This window comes from Streptomyces hygroscopicus subsp. hygroscopicus, from assembly GCF_001553455.1.
Classification (GTDB): Bacteria; Actinomycetota; Actinomycetes; order Streptomycetales; family Streptomycetaceae; genus Streptomyces; species Streptomyces hygroscopicus.
Genome location: NZ_BBOX01000237.1, coordinates 1 through 20,586, shown reverse-complemented (window position 1 = coordinate 20,586; position 20,586 = coordinate 1). Strand labels below are relative to the sequence as shown.

The 20,586-nt window shown below is 71.1% G+C and carries 15 protein-coding genes and 1 pseudogene; 7 read left to right on the top strand and 9 right to left on the bottom strand.

The annotated features are described in order from the left end of the window. The first annotated feature begins 315 nt into the window (after positions 1 to 315). The 3 genes and pseudogenes from AXW62_RS46720 (at position 316) to adh (ending at position 3,861) form a co-directional block, all read left to right on the top strand. The gene (locus AXW62_RS46720) at positions 316 to 450 is read left to right on the top strand and encodes a hypothetical protein (protein ID WP_280142974.1); all 135 of its coding nucleotides are present in this window, start codon (positions 316 to 318) and stop codon (positions 448 to 450) included. A 169-nt stretch (positions 451 to 619) separates the two neighbouring features. Continuing rightward, a pseudogene (locus tag AXW62_RS23630) lies at positions 620 to 1,879 on the top strand (GAF domain-containing protein); the annotation flags it as partial. A 458-nt stretch (positions 1,880 to 2,337) separates the two neighbouring features. Then, positions 2,338 to 3,861 (top strand): aldehyde dehydrogenase, encoded by a 1,524-nt coding sequence (gene adh / locus AXW62_RS23625; RefSeq protein WP_060946272.1) that lies wholly within the window; start codon positions 2,338 to 2,340, stop codon positions 3,859 to 3,861. 392 nt (positions 3,862 to 4,253) lie between these two features. Here adh and AXW62_RS23620 read toward each other — a convergent pair whose 3' ends face one another. From AXW62_RS23620 to AXW62_RS23595, 6 genes are read right to left on the bottom strand one after another with little or no spacing between them, the layout of a single operon-like run. Continuing rightward, a complete protein-coding gene (locus AXW62_RS23620; protein ID WP_060946271.1) occupies positions 4,254 to 5,444 on the bottom strand; it encodes a lipid-transfer protein in 1,191 nt (396 codons plus the stop codon). Next, positions 5,441 to 7,018: an AMP-binding protein gene (locus AXW62_RS23615; protein ID WP_060946270.1), complete on the bottom strand. Its 1,578-nt coding sequence runs from the start codon at positions 7,016 to 7,018 to the stop codon at positions 5,441 to 5,443. Before AXW62_RS23615 ends, AXW62_RS23620 begins: the two co-directional genes overlap by 4 nt. Continuing rightward, the gene (locus AXW62_RS23610; RefSeq protein WP_060946269.1) at positions 7,012 to 8,523 is read right to left on the bottom strand and encodes a bifunctional 3-(3-hydroxy-phenyl)propionate/3-hydroxycinnamic acid hydroxylase; all 1,512 of its coding nucleotides are present in this window, start codon (positions 8,521 to 8,523) and stop codon (positions 7,012 to 7,014) included. Before AXW62_RS23610 ends, AXW62_RS23615 begins: the two co-directional genes overlap by 7 nt. 9 nt (positions 8,524 to 8,532) lie before the next feature. Next, on the bottom strand, positions 8,533 to 9,384 hold the full coding sequence (locus tag AXW62_RS23605) for an SMP-30/gluconolactonase/LRE family protein (RefSeq protein WP_159060945.1): 852 nt from the start codon (positions 9,382 to 9,384) through the stop codon (positions 8,533 to 8,535). Continuing rightward, positions 9,381 to 10,310 (bottom strand): VOC family protein, encoded by a 930-nt coding sequence (locus AXW62_RS23600; RefSeq protein ID WP_060946267.1) that lies wholly within the window; start codon positions 10,308 to 10,310, stop codon positions 9,381 to 9,383. Before AXW62_RS23600 ends, AXW62_RS23605 begins: the two co-directional genes overlap by 4 nt. Then, on the bottom strand, positions 10,307 to 11,167 hold the full coding sequence (locus tag AXW62_RS23595) for a fumarylacetoacetate hydrolase family protein (protein WP_060946266.1): 861 nt from the start codon (positions 11,165 to 11,167) through the stop codon (positions 10,307 to 10,309). The genes AXW62_RS23600 and AXW62_RS23595 overlap by 4 nt, the downstream gene beginning before the upstream one ends. Before the next feature lie 120 nt (positions 11,168 to 11,287). On the opposite strand from AXW62_RS23595, the gene AXW62_RS23590 reads away from it, so the two are divergent. After that, entirely contained in the window at positions 11,288 to 11,992 is a 705-nt protein-coding gene (locus AXW62_RS23590) for a GntR family transcriptional regulator (protein WP_060946265.1), read from the top strand. Between the two features lie 214 nt (positions 11,993 to 12,206). Here AXW62_RS23590 and AXW62_RS23585 read toward each other — a convergent pair whose 3' ends face one another. Both AXW62_RS23585 and AXW62_RS23580 read right to left on the bottom strand, forming a co-directional pair. After that, complete coding sequence (locus AXW62_RS23585; protein ID WP_060946264.1) at positions 12,207 to 13,208, bottom strand: amidohydrolase family protein; 1,002 nt, start codon at positions 13,206 to 13,208, stop codon at positions 12,207 to 12,209. 160 nt (positions 13,209 to 13,368) lie between these two features. Next, positions 13,369 to 13,671, bottom strand: a complete 303-nt coding sequence (locus AXW62_RS23580; protein ID WP_306305067.1) for a hypothetical protein — start codon at positions 13,669 to 13,671, stop codon at positions 13,369 to 13,371. Between the two features lie 486 nt (positions 13,672 to 14,157). Here AXW62_RS23580 and AXW62_RS23575 point away from each other — a divergent pair, with 486 nt between their 5' ends. After that, positions 14,158 to 14,511: a DUF779 domain-containing protein gene (locus AXW62_RS23575; RefSeq protein ID WP_060946263.1), complete on the top strand. Its 354-nt coding sequence runs from the start codon at positions 14,158 to 14,160 to the stop codon at positions 14,509 to 14,511. Between the two features lie 413 nt (positions 14,512 to 14,924). Here AXW62_RS23575 and AXW62_RS23570 read toward each other — a convergent pair whose 3' ends face one another. Then, positions 14,925 to 17,291 carry a putative bifunctional diguanylate cyclase/phosphodiesterase gene (locus AXW62_RS23570; RefSeq protein ID WP_060946262.1) on the bottom strand — a complete coding sequence of 789 codons (2,367 nt, stop codon included), beginning with the start codon at positions 17,289 to 17,291 and terminating at the stop codon, positions 14,925 to 14,927. An 853-nt stretch (positions 17,292 to 18,144) separates the two neighbouring features. Between AXW62_RS23570 and AXW62_RS23565 the strand changes: the two genes are divergently transcribed. Both AXW62_RS23565 and AXW62_RS23560 read left to right on the top strand, forming a co-directional pair. Continuing rightward, a complete protein-coding gene (locus AXW62_RS23565) occupies positions 18,145 to 19,860 on the top strand; it encodes a helix-turn-helix domain-containing protein (protein WP_060946261.1) in 1,716 nt (571 codons plus the stop codon). Positions 19,861 to 19,920: 60 nt separating this feature from the next. Then, the gene (locus AXW62_RS23560; RefSeq protein WP_060946260.1) at positions 19,921 to 20,553 is read left to right on the top strand and encodes an HhH-GDP family DNA glycosylase; all 633 of its coding nucleotides are present in this window, start codon (positions 19,921 to 19,923) and stop codon (positions 20,551 to 20,553) included. Positions 20,554 to 20,586: the final 33 nt, after the last annotated feature.

The window sequence follows — 20,586 nt, the reverse complement described above, 5'->3', positions numbered from 1 at the left end:
ACCACGGCTCCCGCCCGCGTTGTCGTGCGTGGCGGTGGCGGTGGCGGCGCGGCGTGGCGGCCGGTCCGTCGGTCTGTCCGTCTCTGCCTGTCTGTCGGTCGTCAAGAGTTCGAGCGTTGCGCGAGGGGGCGCGCGGAGCGTATGCCGAGGAGATCCCCCGGCAGCGCGCCGCACACCCCTGCGAACACGCGCCGTCCGGGCTCGTATCTGAACGCGGCTTGTTCTGACTATTGCGGGGCATCCGCCCCACAAGGAAATCTGAGCGCATGGGTGGCCCGCACACCCCCTGCGCGTGAACCAAAGGAACGATCGATCATGAGCTCCGAGCTGTGCCCGAGCTGTGGCGGCCAACTCGCCGTGAATCAGGACGGGTGGAAGATCTGCCACTTCTGCGGCTACGCCTCCCCGCCCGGCGTGATGCCCGCCCCCTCCCTGCCCGCCCATACCTGAACGGCCGTAGCTGAACGGCCGTGTCTGAACCGGCCCTGTCCGAACCGGCCCTGTCCGAACCGGCCCTGTCCGAACCGGCCGTACCGGGCGGGGCCCGCCCCGCCACCCCTCCCCCACCGTCGCTCCGTACCTCCGACATCCGCCCCTCCGCACCGCTGAATGAGGCACCGTGGTCAATCCCTGGCTGGCGATGGCGTCCGGCACCGACCCGACGGAACGCACCCGTGCCGTGCGCCGCGCCCACGAGGCGTTCCTGACCGAGGGGTCGGTGAGCCCGGCCGTGCGCCCGGTGGTGGCGGAGTCCTGGCGGCGCTCGGCCGAGGCTCGGGTCACCCAGGAGCACAACGCGCCCATCGACCTTACGGACGCCGCGCTGGAGGCGTACCGCGAGGACCATCCGCTGGCCCGGGTGATGCCGCTGTTCCGGGAGCTGCTGGGCGGTATCGCCCACGACGGGGCCCATCTGCTCGCGGTCTGCGACGCACAGGGCCGGTTGCTATGGGTGGAGGGGCACTCGGGCGTACGGAACCGGGCCGAGCGGATGAACTTCGTGGCCGGGGCGCGCTGGGACGAGCGCCATGCGGGCACCAACGCGCCCGGGACGGCCCTCACCGTCGACCACGCGGTGCAGATCTTCGCCACCGAGCACTTCAACCGCAGTGTGCAGCCGTGGACCTGCGCCGCCGCCCCCGTCCACGATCCCCACACCGGGCGGCTGCTGGGCGCGGTGGACATCACCGGCGGCGACCATCTGGCCGCCCCGCACAGCCTGGCCCTGGTCCAGGCGACCGCCCGCGCCGCAGAGGCCCAGCTGGCCGCCCAGGAGCCGCGGGCGCGCGAGCCGCGGGTCTGCCTGACGGCGCTGGGCCGGGACGAGGCGCTGCTGGTCGTCGACGGCCGGCGGCTGCGGCTGGGGCGGCGGCACAGCGAGATCATGGTGCTGCTGTCCGGCCATCCGGAGGGGCTGTCCGGCGACCGGCTGGCGCTCGAACTGTACGGCCCCCGGGTCGACGACCGGTCCCCGGTGACGCTGCGGGCCGAGCTGTCGCGGCTGCGCCGGCTGGTGGGCCCGCTGCTGGGCTCGCGCCCGTACCGCCTCTGCGCGCCGGTGCGGACCGATCTGGCGGACGCGGCCGAGGCATTGGCCTCCGGCGACGCGCAAGCGGCGCTGCGAGCGTATCCGGGGCCGCTGCTGCCGCTGTCGGAGGCACCGGGGGTGTGCCGGATGCGCCGGGCGCTGGAGGACGGGCTGCGGCGTGCGGTGCTGGCCCACCGCGACCCCGAGCTGCTGCGGCACTGGGCGCAGACGCCGTGGGGCGAGGACGACCTGGAGGTCGCAGAGGCGCTGCTGACCGCGCTTCCGGCGGATGCGCCGGGGCGGGCGGTTCCGGCGGCGCGGGTACGGCGGCTGCGGGAGTTGTACGGGCTGCCGGGCCCCGCGCGGGACGGGGACGGGACCCGGGACGGGAACCGGAGCCGGTACGAGGGCGGAACCCGACACGGGAACGGAACCCGGTACGAGGGCGGAACCCGACACGAGAACGGGAGCCGCTTCGGGAACGCGACCCGGTACGACGCCAGGGCCCGCGCCGAGAACACCACCCGGAACGACGACAGAACCCGCGCCGAAAACACCACCCCGAACGACAACAGAACCCGCACTGAAAACACGCCCCAGAACGACAACAGAACCCGGAACGACAACGGCACCCGCCACGAGGACAGGGCCCGCCGGGACGCAACGTCCGCGCAACGTGGCCGCGCCTAGCCTCACGCTCGGCTCCGTCGGCGTGGGCGCGGGCGGAGCCGGGGCGCATTCGGACGAGGCGCCCGACAACCGGACCACACACCGGTCCCACCACGCGTGACACCACGGGAGGCCGCCCCATGACGCGTTTCGCCAGCCCCGGCTCCGAGGGCTCGGTCGTCACCTACCAGCCGCGCTACGACCACTGGATCGGCGGAGAGTACGTGCCGCCCGCCCAGGGCCGCTATTTCGAGAACCCGACCCCCGTCAACGGGCAGCCGTTCACCGAGGTCGCCCGGGGCACCGCCGAGGACGTCGAGCGGGCCCTGGACGCCGCCCACGCGGCCGCCCCCGCCTGGGGCCGCACCGCGCCCGCCGAGCGGGCCTCGGTGCTGCTGAAGATCGCCGACCGGATGGAGCAGAACCTGGAGGCGCTCGCGGTCGCGGAGAGCTGGGAGAACGGCAAACCGGTACGGGAGACGCTGGCCGCCGACATCCCGCTGGCCATCGACCACTTCCGTTATTTCGCGGGAGCGATCCGGGCCCAGGAGGGCAGCCTCTCCGAGCTGGACCACGACACGGTCGCGTACCACTTCCACGAGCCGCTGGGCGTGGTCGCCCAGATCATCCCGTGGAACTTCCCCATCCTGATGGCCACCTGGAAGCTCGCCCCCGCGCTGGCCGCGGGGAACGCGGTGGTCCTGAAGCCGGCCGAACAGACGCCCGCCTCGATCCACGTCTGGATGAATCTGGTGGCCGATCTGCTGCCACCGGGCGTGGTCAACATCGTCAACGGCTTCGGCGTGGAGGCCGGAAAGCCGCTGGCGTCCAGTTCCCGGGTGGCCAAGGTCGCGTTCACCGGGGAGACCACCACCGGCCGTCTGATCATGCAGTACGCGAGCGAGAACCTGATCCCGGTCACCCTCGAACTCGGCGGCAAGAGCCCCAACATCTTCTTCGACGATGTCTCGGCCACCGACGACGACTTCCTGGACAAGGCGCTGGAAGGGTTCACCATGTTCGCCCTCAACCAGGGCGAGGTGTGCACCTGTCCCTCGCGGGCGCTGGTCCAGAGCGGCCACTACGAGGCGTTCATGGAAGCGGCCGTGGCCCGTACGGAGAAGATCGCGCAGGGGCATCCGCTGGACACCGACACCATGATCGGCGCCCAGGCGTCCAACGACCAGCTCGAGAAGATCCTGTCGTACCTGGACATCGGCCGGCAGGAGGGCGCCCGCGTCCTCACCGGCGGCAGCCGCGCCGAACTCGGCGGTGAGCTGGAGGGCGGCTACTACGTCCAGCCCACGATCTTCGAGGGCAGCAACCATATGCGGGTCTTCCAGGAGGAGATCTTCGGCCCGGTGGTGGCGGTGGCGCGGTTCACCGACCTCGACGACGCGATCGGGATCGCCAACGACACGCTCTACGGGCTGGGCGCGGGCGTGTGGACCCGGGACGGCACGACGGCGTACCGGGCCGGACGCGCCATCCAGGCGGGCCGGGTGTGGACCAACTGCTACCACGCCTACCCGGCGCACGCCGCCTTCGGCGGCTACAAGCAGTCCGGGATCGGCCGCGAGACCCACAAGATGATGCTGGACCACTACCAGCAGACGAAGAACCTGCTGGTGTCGTACTCGCCGAAGAAGCTGGGTTTCTTCTAACCCCGTCCACAGGGCGCCTGACCCGGCAGCTGCCCGTCAGGCGCCCTGTCGGCGCACGGGGTCCGGGCCGCCGGTCGAAACAACGGCCCGGGCCCCGATTCCTCCCGCGGATATCCCAGCTGTGACCAGCTGTTCCGAGGCGTTTCCGGGCCAGGGTTCCGGTCCGCCGGGCGGCCCGCGCAGCGGACAAGGGGCGCGTCACCGGCTCGCCGACACCACGTCGCGCGTCCAGGAGGCGGCTGTTGCGGAGTGCTCGGGGACCTCTGGGAGTCGCGGGCGAGGAGTGTGTACAGGCGGCTCCGCGCCCGCTTGCCCCGCACATGAGACGAGTCGATCGTGGCACGGGAGAAGTACCGGCGGTCCGCCGCCCGCGGCGGACCCGGCCGGGTGGTTCACGGCCGCCGGTAAACGGTCACCACGGCGGCGCCGCCGAGGCCGAGGTTGTGCTGCAGCGCCACGTCCGCTCCCTCGACCTGGCGCCGGCCGGCGTCGCCGCGCAGCTGCCAGGTCAATTCGGCACACTGCGCGAGCCCAGTGGCGCCCAGCGGGTGCCCCTTCGCGATGAGTCCGCCCGACGGGTTCACTACCGGGCCGTCTCCGCCGTAGGTGGTGGCCTCCCGCTCGACGAGCAGGTGCCCCTTGCCTTCCTCGGCGAACCCGAGCGCCTCGTACGTGATGATTTCGTTCGTGCTGAAGCAGTCGTGCAGCTCGCACACGTCCACCTCTTCAGGGCGGATGCCTGCTTCCCGATAGGCGCGGTCCGCCGCCTCTTGCGACATATGGGAGCCGACGATGCGCATACAGTCGGTCTCCGCGCTGAAGCTCGACTCGAAATCGGTGACCATGGACTGGCCGGTGATCTCGATGGCACGGTCCCAGCAGCGCGTGCGCCGGACGAACTCCTCGGAGGCGATGACCGCGGCGCCGGCGCCGTCGGAGGTCGGGGAACACTGCAGTTTGGTGAGCGGATCGTGGATCACCCGCGAGCCGGCGATCTCGGTCAGGCTGTACTCCGTCCGGAACTGGGCGTAGGGATTGGCGACTGAGTGTTTGTGGTTTTTCCAGGCCACCCAGAGGAAATGGTCGGGGGTCGAACCGTATCGGGCCATGTGGTCACGGCCCGCGTTGCCGAACATCTCCGGACCGAAGGGCGCGGATTCCCGGGGGCGGATCTCACCCATCCGGCCGAGGTGCCGGTCGAGCGGGTTGGTTCGATCGGTGTAGATGGCGGAGAGCGAGCCTGGCTGCATCTTCTCGAAGCCAACCGCCAGGGCACAGTCCACGACCCCGTGCGCGACCGCTTGCCGGGCGAGGAATAGCGCCGTCGACCCCGTTGCGCAGTTGTTGTTGACGTTGATCACCGGAATTCCGGTCAGCCCGAGCTCGTACACCGCTCGCTGTCCCGACGTGGAGTCACCGTACACATACCCGGCGTACGCCTGCTGCACGTGCTCGTAATCCACACCGGCGTCCTCGAGCGCCGCCGTGCCGGCTTCCCGCACCCAGTCCGGATAGTCGCCGGCCCTGGTCCCTGGCTTGTCGAATGTCGTCAGGCCGACCCCGATGACGAAAGTGCGCTTCATCTGACCTCCTGCTGCCGGTCCCAGGCGCCCTGGACGCCGATTTCCCTGAGGATGTACTTCTCCACCCGCTGCGTCGCGGTCTTCGGCAGCCGCTCCACGATCCGCACATAGCGGGGCACCATGAAACCGGCCATCCGCTGCCGGCAGAACTCCACGAGTTCCGCGCAGTCGAAGCCCTCCCGTGGAACGACGACCACCAGGACGTCTTCCTCGCCGAGCTCGGAGGGGACCCCGACGACCGCGCTCTCGCTCACCAGCGGGTGGGCGTTGACGGTCCGCTCGATCTCGAAGGACGAGATGTTCTCGCCTCGCCGGCGGATCGAGTCCTTGAGGCGGTCCAGGAAGACGACGTACCCGCTCGGCTCGCGGCGGCCCCGGTCGCCCGTGCGGAACCAACCGTCTGGGACGGCCTCGCGGGTGGCTTCCTCGTTCTTGTAGTAGCCGAGAAACATCGTGGCCGGCCGTCTGCTCCTGACCGCGATCTCGCCCGGTGTCCCGTCGGGCCGGGTGGTACCGTCCGGCCCGACGATCTTGACCTCGGACCAGCTCGTCGGCTTCCCGATCGTCCCCGGCCGGATGTCGTCCGGGGGGTTGGCCAGGCAGAAGGTGGCGCTTTCGGTGAGCCCGTAGATCTCGAGGATCTTCAGGCCGAAGCGCCGCTCGAACCGGCGCCACAACTCCTTCGGCGCGGCTCCGCCGATCGCGAGGCGCAGCGGGTTCCGCGCGTCCTCGGGGCGCTCCGGTTGCTTGGCGAGAATCGTCAGCATGGCCCCGATGTAATTGAAGACGGTGGCCCGGTGCGCTCGGATGTCGTCGAAGAAGCCGGAGGCCGAGAAGCGTGGCGCCAGCACCATCGGCCGTCCCGAGACCAGGGAACCGACAGTGGTCAGGGACTGGGCGTTGGCGTGGAAGAGCGGAAGACTCGTGTAGAGGATGTCGTCCCGGCGGATGCGCACATAGCGCCGCGTGAACTCGTTGGCCGCCACCGCGAAGGAGTTGTGGCAGTTCATCACCCCCTTGGGCAGTCCCGTCGTGCCGGAGGTGTACAGGATTGAGGCCAGATTGTCCGGCCGGACATCGCCCTGCTGGACGGCAGGGTGGCTGCCGTCGAGCAGGGCGGTCAGCGATCCGTATCCGGACGGCGGCTCGGCGCGACCGCGGATGTAGCGGTGGCGGGGGCCGCGGCCGACCGGCACGGCTGCGCTCAGCGTCTCGGTCAGCGTCTCGTCGACGGCGATGAACTCGGCCTCGCTGTGCTCGACGATGTAGCGCAGGCCCTCACCCCGCAGTCCGGTGTTGATCGGGACGAACACCGCGCCGAGCAGCGCCGCCCCGAACCACACGTCGAGGATCTCGGTCGAATTGGGGAGCATCGCGGCGACCTTGGTACCTTCCGCGATGCCGAGCGAGGCCAGAGCGGCCGCCGCTTGAGCGGCCGCGCCGTACATCTCCGCGTAGGTTCTGCTCACCCCGCCGAACGTCAGGAAGGGGTCGTCCGGGCTCAGCTCCGCACGCGTGCGCAGGATCTCCGGAAGGGTTGTCGCCTGGTCCGGGTCGCCGGTGTACCTCACCATGTGCCCTCGACCAGGGCGGTTTGCAGGCGGTTCACCAGCGCGTCCAGCTGCTGCGCGCTCGCCGCGGCGCCGTAGAGGTAGCGGTCCGGACGGATGAGGACCGCGCCGGCGTCGAGGGTCTTCAACCAGCGGTCCGCTTCCTCGGAGTCCGCCGTCACACTCACCGCGTCCAAGGACTCCAAAGACTCCTTCGCACGCGCGCTGAGCCCGGCGAGACATTCCGCGGTGCCGAGCACAGCGAACCGGTAGCCCACCACGTCGTCCAGGCGCCGGCCGTCGGCCAGGGCCGGCTGCGCGCTGAGCGATCCTCCGAAGCCGTCCTCGGTCCGAATTCCCGGTCCGAGCCTCGGCCGCAGCGCCTGTCGTTCGGTGACCGGGACCTGCCGCCCTGCCTCGGCCCCCTGCGGCTCCATTTCCTCGACCTCGTTGGCCAGTTGCGCGGCGAGCTTCACGTACTCGGTCATATGTGGCTTGCGTTCGGTGTCGTAGGTGTCCAGGAGTTCCGGTGGGGACTCTCCCCGGACGACGCGGCCCAGCTTCCAGGCGATGTTCAACGCGTCGCGGATCCCGGAGACCATGCCCTGACCCAGGTGCGGCGGCATCTCGTGTGCGGCGTCGCCGGCCAGGAACAGCGGTCCCTTGCGCCACGACTCTGCGACCACGGCCTGCCATTGGTAGACATCGGCCCGGAGGACGCGGTACTCGTCGGGGCCCAGGAACGGGGACAGGAGTTCGTAGACGTGCTCAGGGCTCTCGAATTCCGCGGTGTCGTCGTCGGGGCGGAGCAACTGCTCGAAGCGCAGGAGCGGTTCTGCCATCGCGACGAACGTCAACGGGTTCCGGATTCCCGCCTGGATGAAGGAGTCCCGGTGTGAAAGGTTCTCCTTCCGCACGAACGGCAGGATGTCAACGATCAGCGAGCGGTGCGTGGCGTCATAGTTGACCTGCGCGCCACCCATCGTGCGGCGCACAAAGGAATGCGCGCCGTCGGAGCCGACCAGGAAGGCGGCCGTGATCGCGTGTTCCCGGCCAGTGCCGCGCTCCCTGATGCGGAGATGTGCCGAACGGTCCGAAGCGGTCAGTTCGGTCGCTTCCCATCCGAAGAAGTGGCTGGTTCCGGGGTGCGCGTGTGCGTGACCGCGCAGCACCGCCTCGAAATCCGGCTGGTGGAACATGTAATCCGATTGCCAGCCCTGGTCGGTGACGCCTTTGTTGAAGGCGAACTCCATGACCGGCCGCCACTGTGGGTCGTAGAAGCGGTACACGCCGGCCGGCGAGAACCGCTCTTCGAGATGGCCGAGACCGAGGGTTTGGAAGGTACGCATGGTCTCGTCGTCCAGATGCGTCGCCCGGGGAAAGGACCGGGGGATGCGCTGGGAATCGACCACGCCGACCCGCAGTCCCTGCATCGCCAGCAGCCGGGCCAGGACCAGGCCGGTGGTGCCGCATCCGAGGACCGCGACGTCGACGTCGGTCTCGCCTTCGGTATGGGTGGCCTCGCTCACACTTTCTCCTCATGGTGTTGTTCTGGCGGCTTCCGCCGGCTCGATGAGCACGGCTGAGGCAGTGACCGCGCGGGACTTCACGGCGTCGAGCAACGGCGCTCCGTGGGTATCGGCCAGCGTCGCGATCACCAGGCCGTCGTCGCGCAGGCAGCAGGCGATCGGCAGCAGCGGCGCGGTGGACACCGTCTCGTGGACCGTGCCTTCGCCGACCCGGACGACCGCCTGGCCGCTCGTCGTCGCCACCCACACGCCCTGCTCCGCGGGCCAGATGCCGTCGGGACGCGCGTCCGGGCCAACGAGATCGGCCAAGTCGGCGTAGCACCGGCGCTCGCCGAGGGTCCCGTCGGCGAGGACCTCGAACGCGGTCAGGCGCCTGGCCGCGGTCTGCGCCACGACCAGGGTGGCGCCCGCGTCGACGAGGGCGAGCCCGTTCGGGAACTCCACGTCCTCGGCCGCGACCACGACACTGTGGTCGGGCCGGACCAGGATGATGCGGCCCGGAGCCGGCTCCTCGCCCGCGGCGGCGTCGAAGGCGACATCGTCGACGTAGAGGTTGCCGTCGGCGTCCCCGGTCAGGTCACCGAGGGGGCCGACCCCGAGATCGGCAAGGTCCGCGTAGTCCCGCCAGGCCCGGCCGTCCCACTGCCCGATCCGCTGTTCGCGCAGCATCGCGCCGACGAGCCTGCCGTCGGGCAGGAACCACAGCCCGTTGCACGGCGAATCGAGATCGGCCGGACGCCATTCGCCGGACGCGTCGGTCCACAGCCGGGCTCCCTGGGTGTCCGACACCCACAGCGCCCCACCGTGCCAGCGGGGGCTTTCGCCCCAGACCAGGCCCGTCGCGTACGGTCGCATGGTCATGGCGACTGGTGCGCGCCGGTCATCAGCGCCGCGAGGTCTTCCGGTTCGATGAACGACGGCGGCATGGGCGGCCCCCAGGTCTGGAAGCTCTTGGCGCTGCCGCCGTCCCATACGGTCGGCTTCCACAGCGCGTCGTCGACGATGCAGTCGAGGTCGGAGTAGTACTCGCTGAAGTTGCCCGCCGGGTCCCGCAGGTACCAGAAGAAGTTGGACCCGACGGTGTGCCGGCCCAGACCCCATACATGCCGTTCGGGATGGCCTTCCAGCATCTGCATCGCGCCGCGCCCCACCTCATCGACGTCGTCGACCTCCCAGGAGGTGTGGTGGACGAAGTTCACCGGTGCGCTCTGGACCAGCACGTTGTGGTGGTCCGTGGAACAGCGCATGAAGGCGGCGACCCCGGCGATCTCGTCACTCACCTTGAGGCCGATGCCTTCGGTGAAGAACCGCTGGCTCGTTCCCTGGTCGGTCGACCCGATCACCACATGCCCCAGTTTGCGCGGACGAACGAGCCCTTCGCGCACGACACCCGGCGCCCGGGTCGCCCCGCGTTCCCCGCGGCCAGGGCCGTTGAACGGGGTGGCCGGCACGGCGCTGGGAGCCAGCCGGGGCATCACCGCGACCTCGACCTCGACGCCCGTGACACCCTCCACCGCCACAAGGCGGCGCTCGTCGGCTCGCGCGTCGATTCCCAGGCGGGCCAGCCGGGAGGCGATGCCGTACAGGTCGTCAGGGCTGTCCGCGCCGATCGAAAGCCCGAGCAGCCGCCGGGCCGGAGACCGGACCAGCCGCAGCTGCCGGCCGGCCTCGACGGTCGAGTACCAGCCGTCGGCCTCCGCGGAGAGCCCGAACTCCTCGTAGTAGGCTCCGGCGGCCACGACGTCGGGCACTCCGAGGGTGATCGAGGCGAGCCGATGCAGGCTCATGACCCGCTCCGTTCCGCATCCGCGGCCAGGAAGGTCTGCCGGATGCTGCCGATACCCTCGACGTAGGAGACGAGTTCGTCCCCTGGGGCCAAAAACCGCGGCGGAGTGCGTACCGCCCCCACGCCGGCCGGTGTGCCGGTGAACATCACATCGCCCGGCAGCAACGTGGTGACCCGGGAGAGCTTCTCGATCAGTACATCGACGGAGAAGACCATCTCGGTGGAGCGGGCCTTCTGCACCGGCTCGCCGTTGAGCACGCAGCCCAGCTCCAGATCGGCCGGATCGGCGAACTCGTCCGGCGTGACCAGATACGGCCCGGTGGGGCCGAACCCCGGGAACGATTTGCCGAGGCTGTACTGCGGTGGCGCTCCCGCCAGTTGCAGACCACGCTCGGACAGGTCCTGGCCGACCGTCAGGCCGGCCACGTGACTCCAGGCGTCACCGGCCGCGACATGGCGGGCGGTGCGACCGATCACCACCGCGATCTCGACCTCCCAGTCCACCGTCCCCGGCGGAAGCGCGACCTGCGCTTCGGCGCCCGCGAACGACGAGACGTACTTGGTGAAGACCGACGGCTCGGTGGGCACCTCCAGCCCGGCCTCCTGGACGTGCCCGTAGTAGTTGAGCCCGATGGCGAAAACCTGGCGCGGGTTCGGCGACGGCGCCCCAAGGTCCGCAGGGGTGAAACCCGCCGGTTCACCTGCCGCAGCCGACGCCCAGTCCGTGAACTCCTCCCACCGTTCGTACAGCGCGGGAAGGTCCGGTCCGAACCGGTGCCCGCTCGCCTCGTGGATGTCGATGCCCTCGGCCTCGCCCGTGATCAACCACGGGCGTCCCCGAACGTTTCCGATGCGCAACGTCGCTCCTTTGCAGCCGCTTCGCTTGAGTGCCACCGATCCTGAGCCCGATGACTTTCTCATGTCAAGGAAAGTTTCTAAACTTTCGGCGATAGTAGCGTCCCGGGTAAGGTCTCGGGCATGGTGAAACGTGCAGGGTCCGGCACCCGGGCGACCGAGGCGTACGAGCGGCTCCGGCGGGACATCTTCACGGGGCGGCTCACGCCGGGACAGCGGCTCAAGTTCCCGGTGCTGTGCGCCGAGTACGAGACGAGCCCGAGCGTCCTCAGGGAGGCGTTCACCAAACTCGCCGGGGAACGCCTGGTGACACCGCAGCCCCACCAGGGCTACACGGTCGCGTCACTGTCCGTCGCCGAACTGACCGACGTCACGGCGGCCCGCGTCGAGCTGGAACCACTCGCCTTCGGACTCTCCATGACCGCGGGCGGCGACCAATGGGAGGCGGAGGTGGTGGCCGCTCACCATCTGCTGAGCCTCCGGGAACGCGAGGTCTCGGACGGTGCGCGCGGAGACGAGTGGTATTTCGCGCACGAGGCTTTCCACGCCGCGCTGGTGTCGGGCTGTGGCAATCGCCGGCTCATCGCGATGGCCCGAGACCTGCGCGCCGAGACGGAGCTGTACCGGCGCTGGGCGGCTCCCCTGCTCGCCGAACACGACCGCGATCCGGCCGCCGAACACCAAGCACTCGCCGACGCCGCCCTCGCCCGCGACCGCGAAACCGGCGAGAAGCTCCTGCGCGACCACATCGCGTTCACCACGCGCATGCTGCTGCTCCAGCTGGGCAACGGCGACAATCCGGCCGCCGCTTCCGCCGACCGGGCGTGACCAGCGGGCATCCCACAGCTCAGGAAGGAGCGCCGCTGCCGCGGAAGGGCAGGGCGTCGGTGACGGGAGCGGGACTCGCCCGCCGATGGCGGCTCTCCGGCAGCGGTTGCCCGCCGATGGCGGCTCCCCGGCAGCGGTTGCCCGCCCGAGCTGCGCTGTGGTGGTTCCGGCGGCAGGCGACAACCCCGCGGCGTCATTTCCGGGCGGCGTACCGCTACACGCCGAAGACGCGCTCGGCGGTGCGGTGGCTGATGTTCGCGCGCTGCACATCGCTCAGCGGTGCCGAGGTGAGGAACCGAACGGCTTGTGCGGTTTCCTCGTAGGGGGCGTCGATGGCGAACATGATGTTGTCGTCGCCGATGGTGCGCAGGGCGTATTCCAGGGCGTTGGGATCGTCGATGCCGCTGGTGGTGATGGTGAAGTTGCGCCGGAAGTATTCACCGGGCGTCAGCGTGAGCTGCGCCATGGGGGTGGCCGCGCCGGAGATGCGGCGGGCGAAGGCGTAGCGGTTGTCGATGCGGCGCAGGTAGTAGGGGATGCCTTCGCCGAGGTGTCCCAGAACGATCCTCAGGTTCGGGTAGCGGTCCAGGGTGCCGCTCATGATGAGGCGCATGGCGTGCAGCCCGGCCTCGGCGCCATAGCCCCAGATGGCCCCGGAAAGTCCGTAGGGGGCGTACGGGTCGAGCACACTTGGCACTCGTGGGTGCAGATAGATCGGTGCGCGGTGTGCTTCGGCGGCCTCCAGCAGCGGGGCGAACCGCGGTTCGTCGAGATAGTGCCCGTCGGTATGCGAGTTGATCATGATGCCGTGCAGGCCGAGCGGGCCCATCGCACGCCCGATCTCCTTCGCGGCCTCGTCGGGAGCCTGCGGTGTGACGGTGGCGAGCCCGCCGAAGCGGTTCGGGTGATCGCGGACGATCCGGGCGAGCTCGTCGTTGACGTCGCGGGCCAGCTCGACCGCGTCGGCCGGCCGGTAGGGCTGTACTCCGGGTGGGTTCAGGCTGAGCAGAGCCATGTCCTGCCCGCTTGCGTCCATGGCGGCCAGGCGGGCGTCGAGGTCGAGAAGCTGGGAGCGGGTGGGCTCGGTGCTCTCGACCGCTCGCGTGAGTTCCACCTCGGTGCGGTCGCCCGGACAGAAGTCCAGGGCGTGGGCCCGCTGGAGGAAGCCGGGGGTGGTGAAGTGTTCTTCCACGGCAATGACGCGCTGGTCGGTCATCTGTGATTCCAATCCCGTAGGTGTCCCCCCTCTGGTCGCGACGGCGTGTCGGGGGCGAGCACCGGCTCGCCCCCCACGCCGTCCCCCGCCCCCGTTCAAGCCCGGCGGCCGCCGCCGACCGGCAGGGCGGCACGCCCGCCGGACTTGTCCGCGTAGCCGCTCATGCCAGCGGTTCGTGGTTGACCCAGATCGCCTTGTACGGGTACCGGCCCTGCCAGCGCTTGATGAGGTCGACTGCCCCGGGCATGGTGAAGGTCGCGTTCAGGGCGTCGAGGTCGGCCAGGCGCAGTTGCAGGACGGCGCTGGCGATGGCCACCGGAGCGTGGTCGTCGCCCGGGACGCGGATGTGGTGCTGGGCCGCGAACGACTCGACCAGACCGGAGCCCATCACGAGCTCCTCGAACTCCTTGAGGTACTGATCCAGCTCACTGGCGGGAATCGGATTGTCAAACGCTACGATCATCGTGTGGTGAATCATCACCCCAGTGAACAGGCGCTTCTCCCCCATGTCCAAGATCTGTTCGTTCCCATTCGATGCCTGGAAGGAATGGATCGGACAGGAGTCTCGGAGCATGGCCGAGCTGGGGACCCGCGAGCCCGAGCCCACCCGCGCCTGGTGAGGAAACCGGGCGGTGATGCCCCCGCCCGCCGTCAGACCGGCCGTCATCGGCGTCCGGAACGTACGGTGGGGCGAGGTTCCCCGCGCCATCGTCGTCACCGCGCCCGGCGGGCGGGTGAGCGCGGAGGACGCTCCTGGCTCCCGCGGCCCACGGCGCCAGGCCGCGGCCGGGCCCAGGACCAGGGTGGGCGCCCTTTTCGCCACGCGGGCACGCGGGCAACCTTTTCGCAACGTGGCGGGGAGTTGGCTGAGGCCGAGTCCGGCCCCTGACCGCCCGGTGAACACGACCGGTGAACACGACCGGTGAACACGATCGGAGAGGGATCGCCCATGGACCGTATCGCCCTGACGCCGGCCGCGGCCGAGCTGATCCGCAAACTGCGGACCGAGCACGGTCCGTTGATGTTCCATCAGTCGGGCGGCTGCTGTGACGGCAGTGCGCCGATGTGCTATCCGCTCGGTGAGTTCCGCACCGGCGGATCGGATGTGCTGCTCGGGGAGCTGGAGGTGGACGGGGTCCCGGAGCCGGTGGGGTTCTGGATGTCCGCCTCGCAGTTCGAGCGGTGGCGGCATACGCATCTCACGGTGGACGTGGTGCCTGGCCGCGGCAGCGGCTTCTCCCTGGAGGCGCCGGAGGGCGTGCGTTTCCTCATCCGCTCACGGCTGCTGGAGGAAGCGGACTGAGCGCGGCAGGCCGAGCGGCGGACTGAGCACGACGGCAGGGCTGAGCGCGGCAGGCCGAGCGGCGGCGGACTGAGCGGGGCAGGCTGCGGAGGACCGAGCGCGGCTGGCCGAACGGCCGGACTGAGCGCGGCAGGCTGCGGCAGGCCGCGACGGACTGAGCGCGCAGGCCGCGGCGTACTGAGCACTGCAGGGCTGAGCGGCGGCGGGCCGAGCATGGCGCAGTTGAGCGGCAGCGCACTGGGCACGGCTGGCCCAGCAGCGGCGCGCTGAGCACGGCTGGCCCAGCGGCCGCACTGAGCACCGCAAGCCCGAACGCCGCAGGCCACGCCGCACTGAGCACCGCGAAGCCGAGCGGCGGCGGACCCGAATGGCGCCCCGGGGCGGGGCGCGGGCGGCCGCCCCGGCCCGCGGCCTCAGCTGGCGTCGGCCAGTGCCAGGGTGTGCAGCCGCTCCGGCGGGCCCGGACGGGCGTAGTACCAGCCCTGGGCGGTGTCACAGCCCAGCACCCGCAGATGTTCCGCCTGGACGGCCGTCTCCACGCCCTCGACCGTCACCGCCAGGTCCAGCGTGTGGGCGAGCGAGACGATCCCCTCGACGATCTTGACGTCGACGGGATCGGCCGGGGCCCGCTGCATGCCCCGCGTGAAGGAGCGGTCCAGCTTGAGGGTGCTCACCGGGAGCCGCCGCAGGTACGACAGGTTGGAATAGCCGGTGCCGAAGTCGTCCAGGGCGATGTCCACGCCCAGGTCGGCGAGTTGCCGCAAGGGCCGCAGGGCGCTCTCGTCGGCGCCGATGAGGTCGTTCTCGGTGACTTCCAGGCACAGCGCGCTGGGGCACAGCCCGGAGTTCTCCAGGACCGCGACCGTGTCGGAGACCAGCGTGGGATGGCTCAGCTGGCACGGCGAGAGATTGACGTTGACGCGCAGCGGTTCACCGCCGGCCTGGGCGCTGCCGCGCCACTCGTACGCCTGCCTGGCGGCCTGCTCCAGCACCCAGCGGCCGAGCGGGACGATCAGCCCGGTGTCCTCGGCGAGCGGGATGAACTGGTCGGGGCCGAGCACTCCGTGCACCGGATGCAGCCAGCGTACGAGGGCCTCCGCGCCGCGCACGGTGCCGTCGGCGAGCCGTACCAGCGGCTGGTACTCGATGAAGAACTCGCCCTTCTCCAGGGCGGAGGGCAGTCCGTTGGTGAGGCTGTGGCGGGCGATCACCCGGGCGTTGGAGTCGGCGTCGGCCAGCTCGTAGCGATTGCCGCCCGCGGCCTTGGCCCGGTACATGGTGATGTCGGCGCTGCGCAGCACCTCGGCCCGGCCGATCTCCCCGGCCCGGCCGTCGACCACCCCGATGCTGGCCCGTACCCGGAGTTCACGGCCCTCGACCCGGACGGGTTCGGCGAGCGCGGCGAGCATACGGCGGGCCAGCCCGGCGCCGTCGGCCTGTGCCGCGGGGCCGGTGACCAGGGCGAGGAACTCATCGCCACCGACCCGGGCGATCAGCTCGTCGGGCGCGTTCACACAGCCCTGGAGGCGTTCGGCGACGGCCTTGAGCATCCGGTCGCCGACGACGTGCCCGAGGCTGTCGTTGACCGCCTTGAAGCCGTCCAGGTCCAGATAGCACACGCCGAACCGTCCGGCGTCGACGTCGGCGGCGAGCACCTGGTCCAGCCGCTCCAGAAACAGGGTGCGGTTGGGCAGTCCGGTCAGCTCGTCGTGGGTGGCCTCATAGCGCAGCCGCTCCCGCAGCAGCCGGTGCTCGGTGATGTCCTCGGCGAGGGCGAGCTGGTACTGCGGGGCGCCGCTGGAGTCGCGGAGCAGGATGACCGTCAGGTTGGTCCACAGCACACTGCCGTCGTCGCGGTAGTGCGGCTTCTCGATGCGGAAGTGGTCGCGCTCCCCGCTGACCAGCTCGCGGTAGAGCTCGTGGGCGCCCGGTACGTCGTCGGGGTGGACGAACTCGGTGACGTTGCGGCCGGGGCGGAAGAAGTCCATCCCGCCGAACATCCGGGCCATGGCGTGGTTGACGACGAGCACCTCGCCGTCCAGTCCGGCGATGCCGACGCCGATGACGGCGCCCTCGAAGACGGCCTGGAACTTGGCCTCGCTCGCGTGCAGCGCCTTCTCGGCCTCGGTCCGGGCGGCCAGCGCGGCCCGCGCGATGGCCTCCTGCTCGTCGCGCTCGCGTTTGCGCAGCTCGCGGACGAATCCGGCGGCGAGGGCGTGCTGCAACCGCACACAGCGGGCACGCGCCTCCTCATCGGTCAGCGGCTCGTGGGAGGGCCCGTGGCCCGTCTCGTCGAACGGCTCGGAGGACGGCCCGCCGGGCGAGTCGGCGGACGGCCCGCCCGGCGAGTCGGCGGGCAGTTCGTCAGCCGGACCGGGGGACGGCTCGTCGGCCCGATCGGGGAACGGCTCGTCAGCCCGGTCTGGGGACGGCCGCCCCGGGGCCGGTGAGCAGGCCACCAGATGTGCGTCGATGACGCCCAGGATGGCGGGCAGCGCATCGGGCTCGGTGCACTGCGCGTCCACCAGAGCGGCCCCGACCTCGTACGCCGCCTCGGTGTCGAAGGGGGAGGTGCGCAGGGCGGCGCTCAACCGGTGGGCCAGCGGCAGCAGATAGCCCTCGAACTCGTCGGGGGTCATCGTCGTGGCGGCCAGCGGGTGGACGGCCCGGCACCAGATGCCCGCGAAACGCCTCAGCGGGTCGCGCTCCGCGGGGGCGAGATCGGCGGCGGCGTCCCCGGGGCCGCCGTCACATCTCGGCCCACCCGGTTCGGAGGTCATATCGCGCGCTCCCCGGGGCCGCCGCCATGGGCTGTGTCCCTGTCGCCTGCCGCGTCCTCGCCTGTGGGGTCGATGCCCTCCGGCCGCCAGTCCACGTCCTGCACTTCCTTCGCCCTCTTCCGGCTTCCGGGGCCGCCCTCGGGTCGTCCGCGTCCTCGGGGAAGTTGAGCACGCCGAAGAGCGGCACGGCAACCCGCTGCTGAGGCGAGATTACTGATCAACCGTTCGATGAGGAAAGGAAAAACGGAAATCTTCAATCCGGATGTGATCATGGCGACGCGCCCGGCCGGGGTACGCCGGGCATCTGCCACGGTCATCTGCCAGTGGCCCGAACACCGCGCTGACCTCGCCCCTCCAGTGGGCGGGCCTTTGAAAACGCCCACGCGAAGTCCGCTGCCCGAGAACCTTTCTGGCGGGGCGCCAAGCCCGCCCTTGAGCAGTCGAATTGGGAAATGCGTCACGTTCCGCGCGCCCCGGACCCGGATCTCCCGGCGTCACCGTCCGGCGTCCCGGTACCGGATCGTCCGACGTCCCGGCACCGGACCTCCCGGGGCCCAGGGCGCCCGGCTTCCCGCCCACCCGCCGGTCCGGGGCGAGCGCCGGACGGACCGGCTCCGGGCGATGATCGTCCGACGCGCGCTGCGCCCGCGAGGCGGAACACGTCGAGCAGTTTTCGACCTCATGCGGTGAATTACCCTGATTTTGGGTACTCGCGACGTGGCCTTCTCCGAGCGGGCGCGCAGCAGAGCAGGCACGCCCCTCCGAGCAAAAACGCGCCCCTCCGAACAGGGGTGCGAGAGAAGGCAAGGGACATATAAGGCATGAAACACCTTGAGGACGCACGGAGTGACCCATGGCCCCACCAGCAGCCGCCCACGATTCGCTGCTGCGCCGCTGCCTGACCCTCTTCCGGGGCTTCGACGGCGTCGGCGGCCAGGACGAGGCGGAGATACTGCGCAGCGCGATGGCCCAGGTCAGCGCGGTCGGGGCGGGCCGCGCCGAGGCGGGGTACCTCCGGATCGGCGACGCTCTGGTGCGCTGCCCGCACGACGGTGCGCGCGCCACCGAGGCCCTGGACGCCCAGGTACGGGAGCTGGCCGGCCGGGACGGGCCGGTGCGGTTCCCGCGGCGGGCCTGGGGCTGGGCGTTCGGACTGCGCGAACCGGGCGGGGCGGAGCAGCCGGACGGGGCGGAGCAGCCGGACGGGCTGCGCGGCGCCCTGGTGGTGAGCCACCGCGACCGGCCGGGCGAGGACGAACGGCTGCTGCTCGGCATGCTCGTCCGGCAGACCGCCGCCGCGCTGGCCACCGCCGCCGCACACCGCCGTGAGCACGTCCAGGCCGCGGAGCTGCGCCGGGCACGGGTCGAGCGGGAGGCGATACGGCGGCGGCTGGACTCCTCGCTGACCGACCTCGGCCAGCTGCGGGAGGTCCACGACGCCCTCGCCCGCTCGGCCGCCCACGGCGACGGCGAGGACGGGATCGTCCGCACGCTGCACCGGATCACCGGGCTGGCGGCCGCGGCCGAGGACCGGTTCGGCAATCTCCGGGCCTGGGCGGGGCCGGGCCGCCCGGACCCCTACCCCAAACCCGATCCGGCGCACCGCGAGGAGCTGCTGCGCGAGGCCGCCCGCCGGCCGCGTCCGGTGCGGGTGCGGGACCGGCTGCTCGCGGTGGCCGACCCCCGCGGTGAGGTGCTGGGCGCGCTGTTCCTGCTGGACCCGGAGGGCCGCGCCGACGAGCGGGCCGTCCGCGCGCTGGATCACGCCGCGACCTCGCTGGGCCTGGAGCTGGCCCATCTGCGCGACCTGGCCGAGGTGGAGCTGCGGCTGCGGCGGGAACTGGTCGACGATCTGCTGGCGGGCGCGGACGACAGCAGTGCGTACGCCCGCTCCGAGGCGGTCGGCCACGATCTGCACGGTCCGCACCATGTGATCGCGGTGCGCTGGACGGACCGGCCGGCCGACGAGGTCTTCCTCAAGTCCGTGAGCCGGGCGGCCATGGGCCTGGGGCTGCGGATCCTGCCCGCCCTGCGCTCGGACACGGCGGTCCTGGTGGCCCAGTGCGCACCGGGCGAGCGGTCGCTGCACTCGGCGCTCAGCCACGAGCTGGGCACGGACAGCGGGGCGATCGGGGTCGGCGGCTGCTGCGACACCCCGCACGAGGTGCCGCGTTCGTACCAGGAGGCGCTGCGGGCGCTGGAGGTGCGCCGCCGCGCGCACCGGGCGTACGGCATGACGTTCTTCGACGATCTGGGGCTGTACCGGATCCTGCGCACCGGGAACGACCACCGGGAGGTGGAGCGGTTCGTCCGGGAGTGGCTGGGCCCGCTGATGGACTACGACGCCGTGCACCGCACGGATCTGGTGGAGACCCTCACGCAGTACTTCGACCGCGGTGGCAACTACAGCGAGACGGCCGCGGCGCTGGTCATCCACCGCTCGACCCTCCGCTACCGGCTGCAGCGCATCCGTGAGATCAGCGGAAGCGACCTGGCGGACGTGGACAGCAGGCTCAATCTCCAGGTGGCCACCCGCATTTGGAAGATCATGAGGAGCGGACCGGAGTGAGCGGAACGTCGCCGGGCACCCGGCCGATGCACGGCACCACACGACGAGGCGGGGTCCGGAATGAGCGACAAGAACCAGAACGTGGTGCGCGAACTGCTCGACCAGCAGGGCATCACCTTCGCCACCGAGGCCGGGATCAAGCTCCGCAACACCCCCGGCCCGCTCTACCAGCTGCTGGTGCTCGCCCATCTGCTGTCCGCGAGGATCAGGTCCGATATCGCCGTGGCCGCCGCCCGCGCCCTCTTCGACGCCGGGATGCGGGACCCGCGGCGGATGGCGGAGGCCACCTGGCAGCAGCGGGTCGACGCACTGGGCGAGGGCGGCTACCGGCGCTACGACGAGCGGACCGCCACCCAGCTGGGCGAGGCCGCCGAGCTGCTGAACCGGGAGTACCGGGGCGATCTGCGGCGGATGCGCGAGGCCGGCGACCCCAGGAAGCTGCTGCGGGAGATCAACGGCATCGGCCCGGCCGGGGTGGACATCTTCCTGCGGGAGGCACAGGGGGTGTGGCCCGAGTTCGCCCCGTACTTCGACCGCAAGGCGCTGGAGGGCGCCGAGCGCGTGGGGCTGCCCAGGAGCGCGCGGTCGCTGGGGCGGCTGGCGGACGAGGAGGACCTGCCCCGGCTGGCCGCGGCCCTGGTCCGGGTCGCGCTCCACGCGGACGCCGCGCGGGAGGTACGCGCCGCCGCGTGACGGGCGGCGCGGGGCGGGGCGACCCACGGCGGG

Excerpts from the sequence above, each read along its gene's own strand:
- AXW62_RS23565 (WP_060946261.1), top strand. The coding sequence starts at position 18,145 with ATGGCCCCACCAGCAGCCGCCCACGATTCGCTGCTGCGCCGCTGCCTG.
- AXW62_RS23570 (WP_060946262.1), bottom strand. The coding sequence starts at position 17,291 with ATGACCTCCGAACCGGGTGGGCCGAGATGTGACGGCGGCCCCGGGGAC.
- AXW62_RS23580 (WP_306305067.1), bottom strand. The coding sequence starts at position 13,671 with ATGATCGTAGCGTTTGACAATCCGATTCCCGCCAGTGAGCTGGATCAG.
- AXW62_RS23575 (WP_060946263.1), top strand. The coding sequence starts at position 14,158 with ATGGACCGTATCGCCCTGACGCCGGCCGCGGCCGAGCTGATCCGCAAA.
- AXW62_RS23615 (WP_060946270.1), bottom strand. The coding sequence starts at position 7,018 with ATGGTGAGGTACACCGGCGACCCGGACCAGGCGACAACCCTTCCGGAG.
- AXW62_RS23605 (WP_159060945.1), bottom strand. The coding sequence starts at position 9,384 with ATGACCATGCGACCGTACGCGACGGGCCTGGTCTGGGGCGAAAGCCCC.
- AXW62_RS46720 (WP_280142974.1), top strand. The coding sequence starts at position 316 with ATGAGCTCCGAGCTGTGCCCGAGCTGTGGCGGCCAACTCGCCGTGAAT.
- AXW62_RS23585 (WP_060946264.1), bottom strand. The coding sequence starts at position 13,208 with ATGACCGACCAGCGCGTCATTGCCGTGGAAGAACACTTCACCACCCCC.
- AXW62_RS23590 (WP_060946265.1), top strand. The coding sequence starts at position 11,288 with ATGGTGAAACGTGCAGGGTCCGGCACCCGGGCGACCGAGGCGTACGAG.
- AXW62_RS23600 (WP_060946267.1), bottom strand. The coding sequence starts at position 10,310 with ATGAGCCTGCATCGGCTCGCCTCGATCACCCTCGGAGTGCCCGACGTC.
- adh (WP_060946272.1), top strand. The coding sequence starts at position 2,338 with ATGACGCGTTTCGCCAGCCCCGGCTCCGAGGGCTCGGTCGTCACCTAC.
- AXW62_RS23560 (WP_060946260.1), top strand. The coding sequence starts at position 19,921 with ATGAGCGACAAGAACCAGAACGTGGTGCGCGAACTGCTCGACCAGCAG.
- AXW62_RS23620 (WP_060946271.1), bottom strand. The coding sequence starts at position 5,444 with ATGAAGCGCACTTTCGTCATCGGGGTCGGCCTGACGACATTCGACAAG.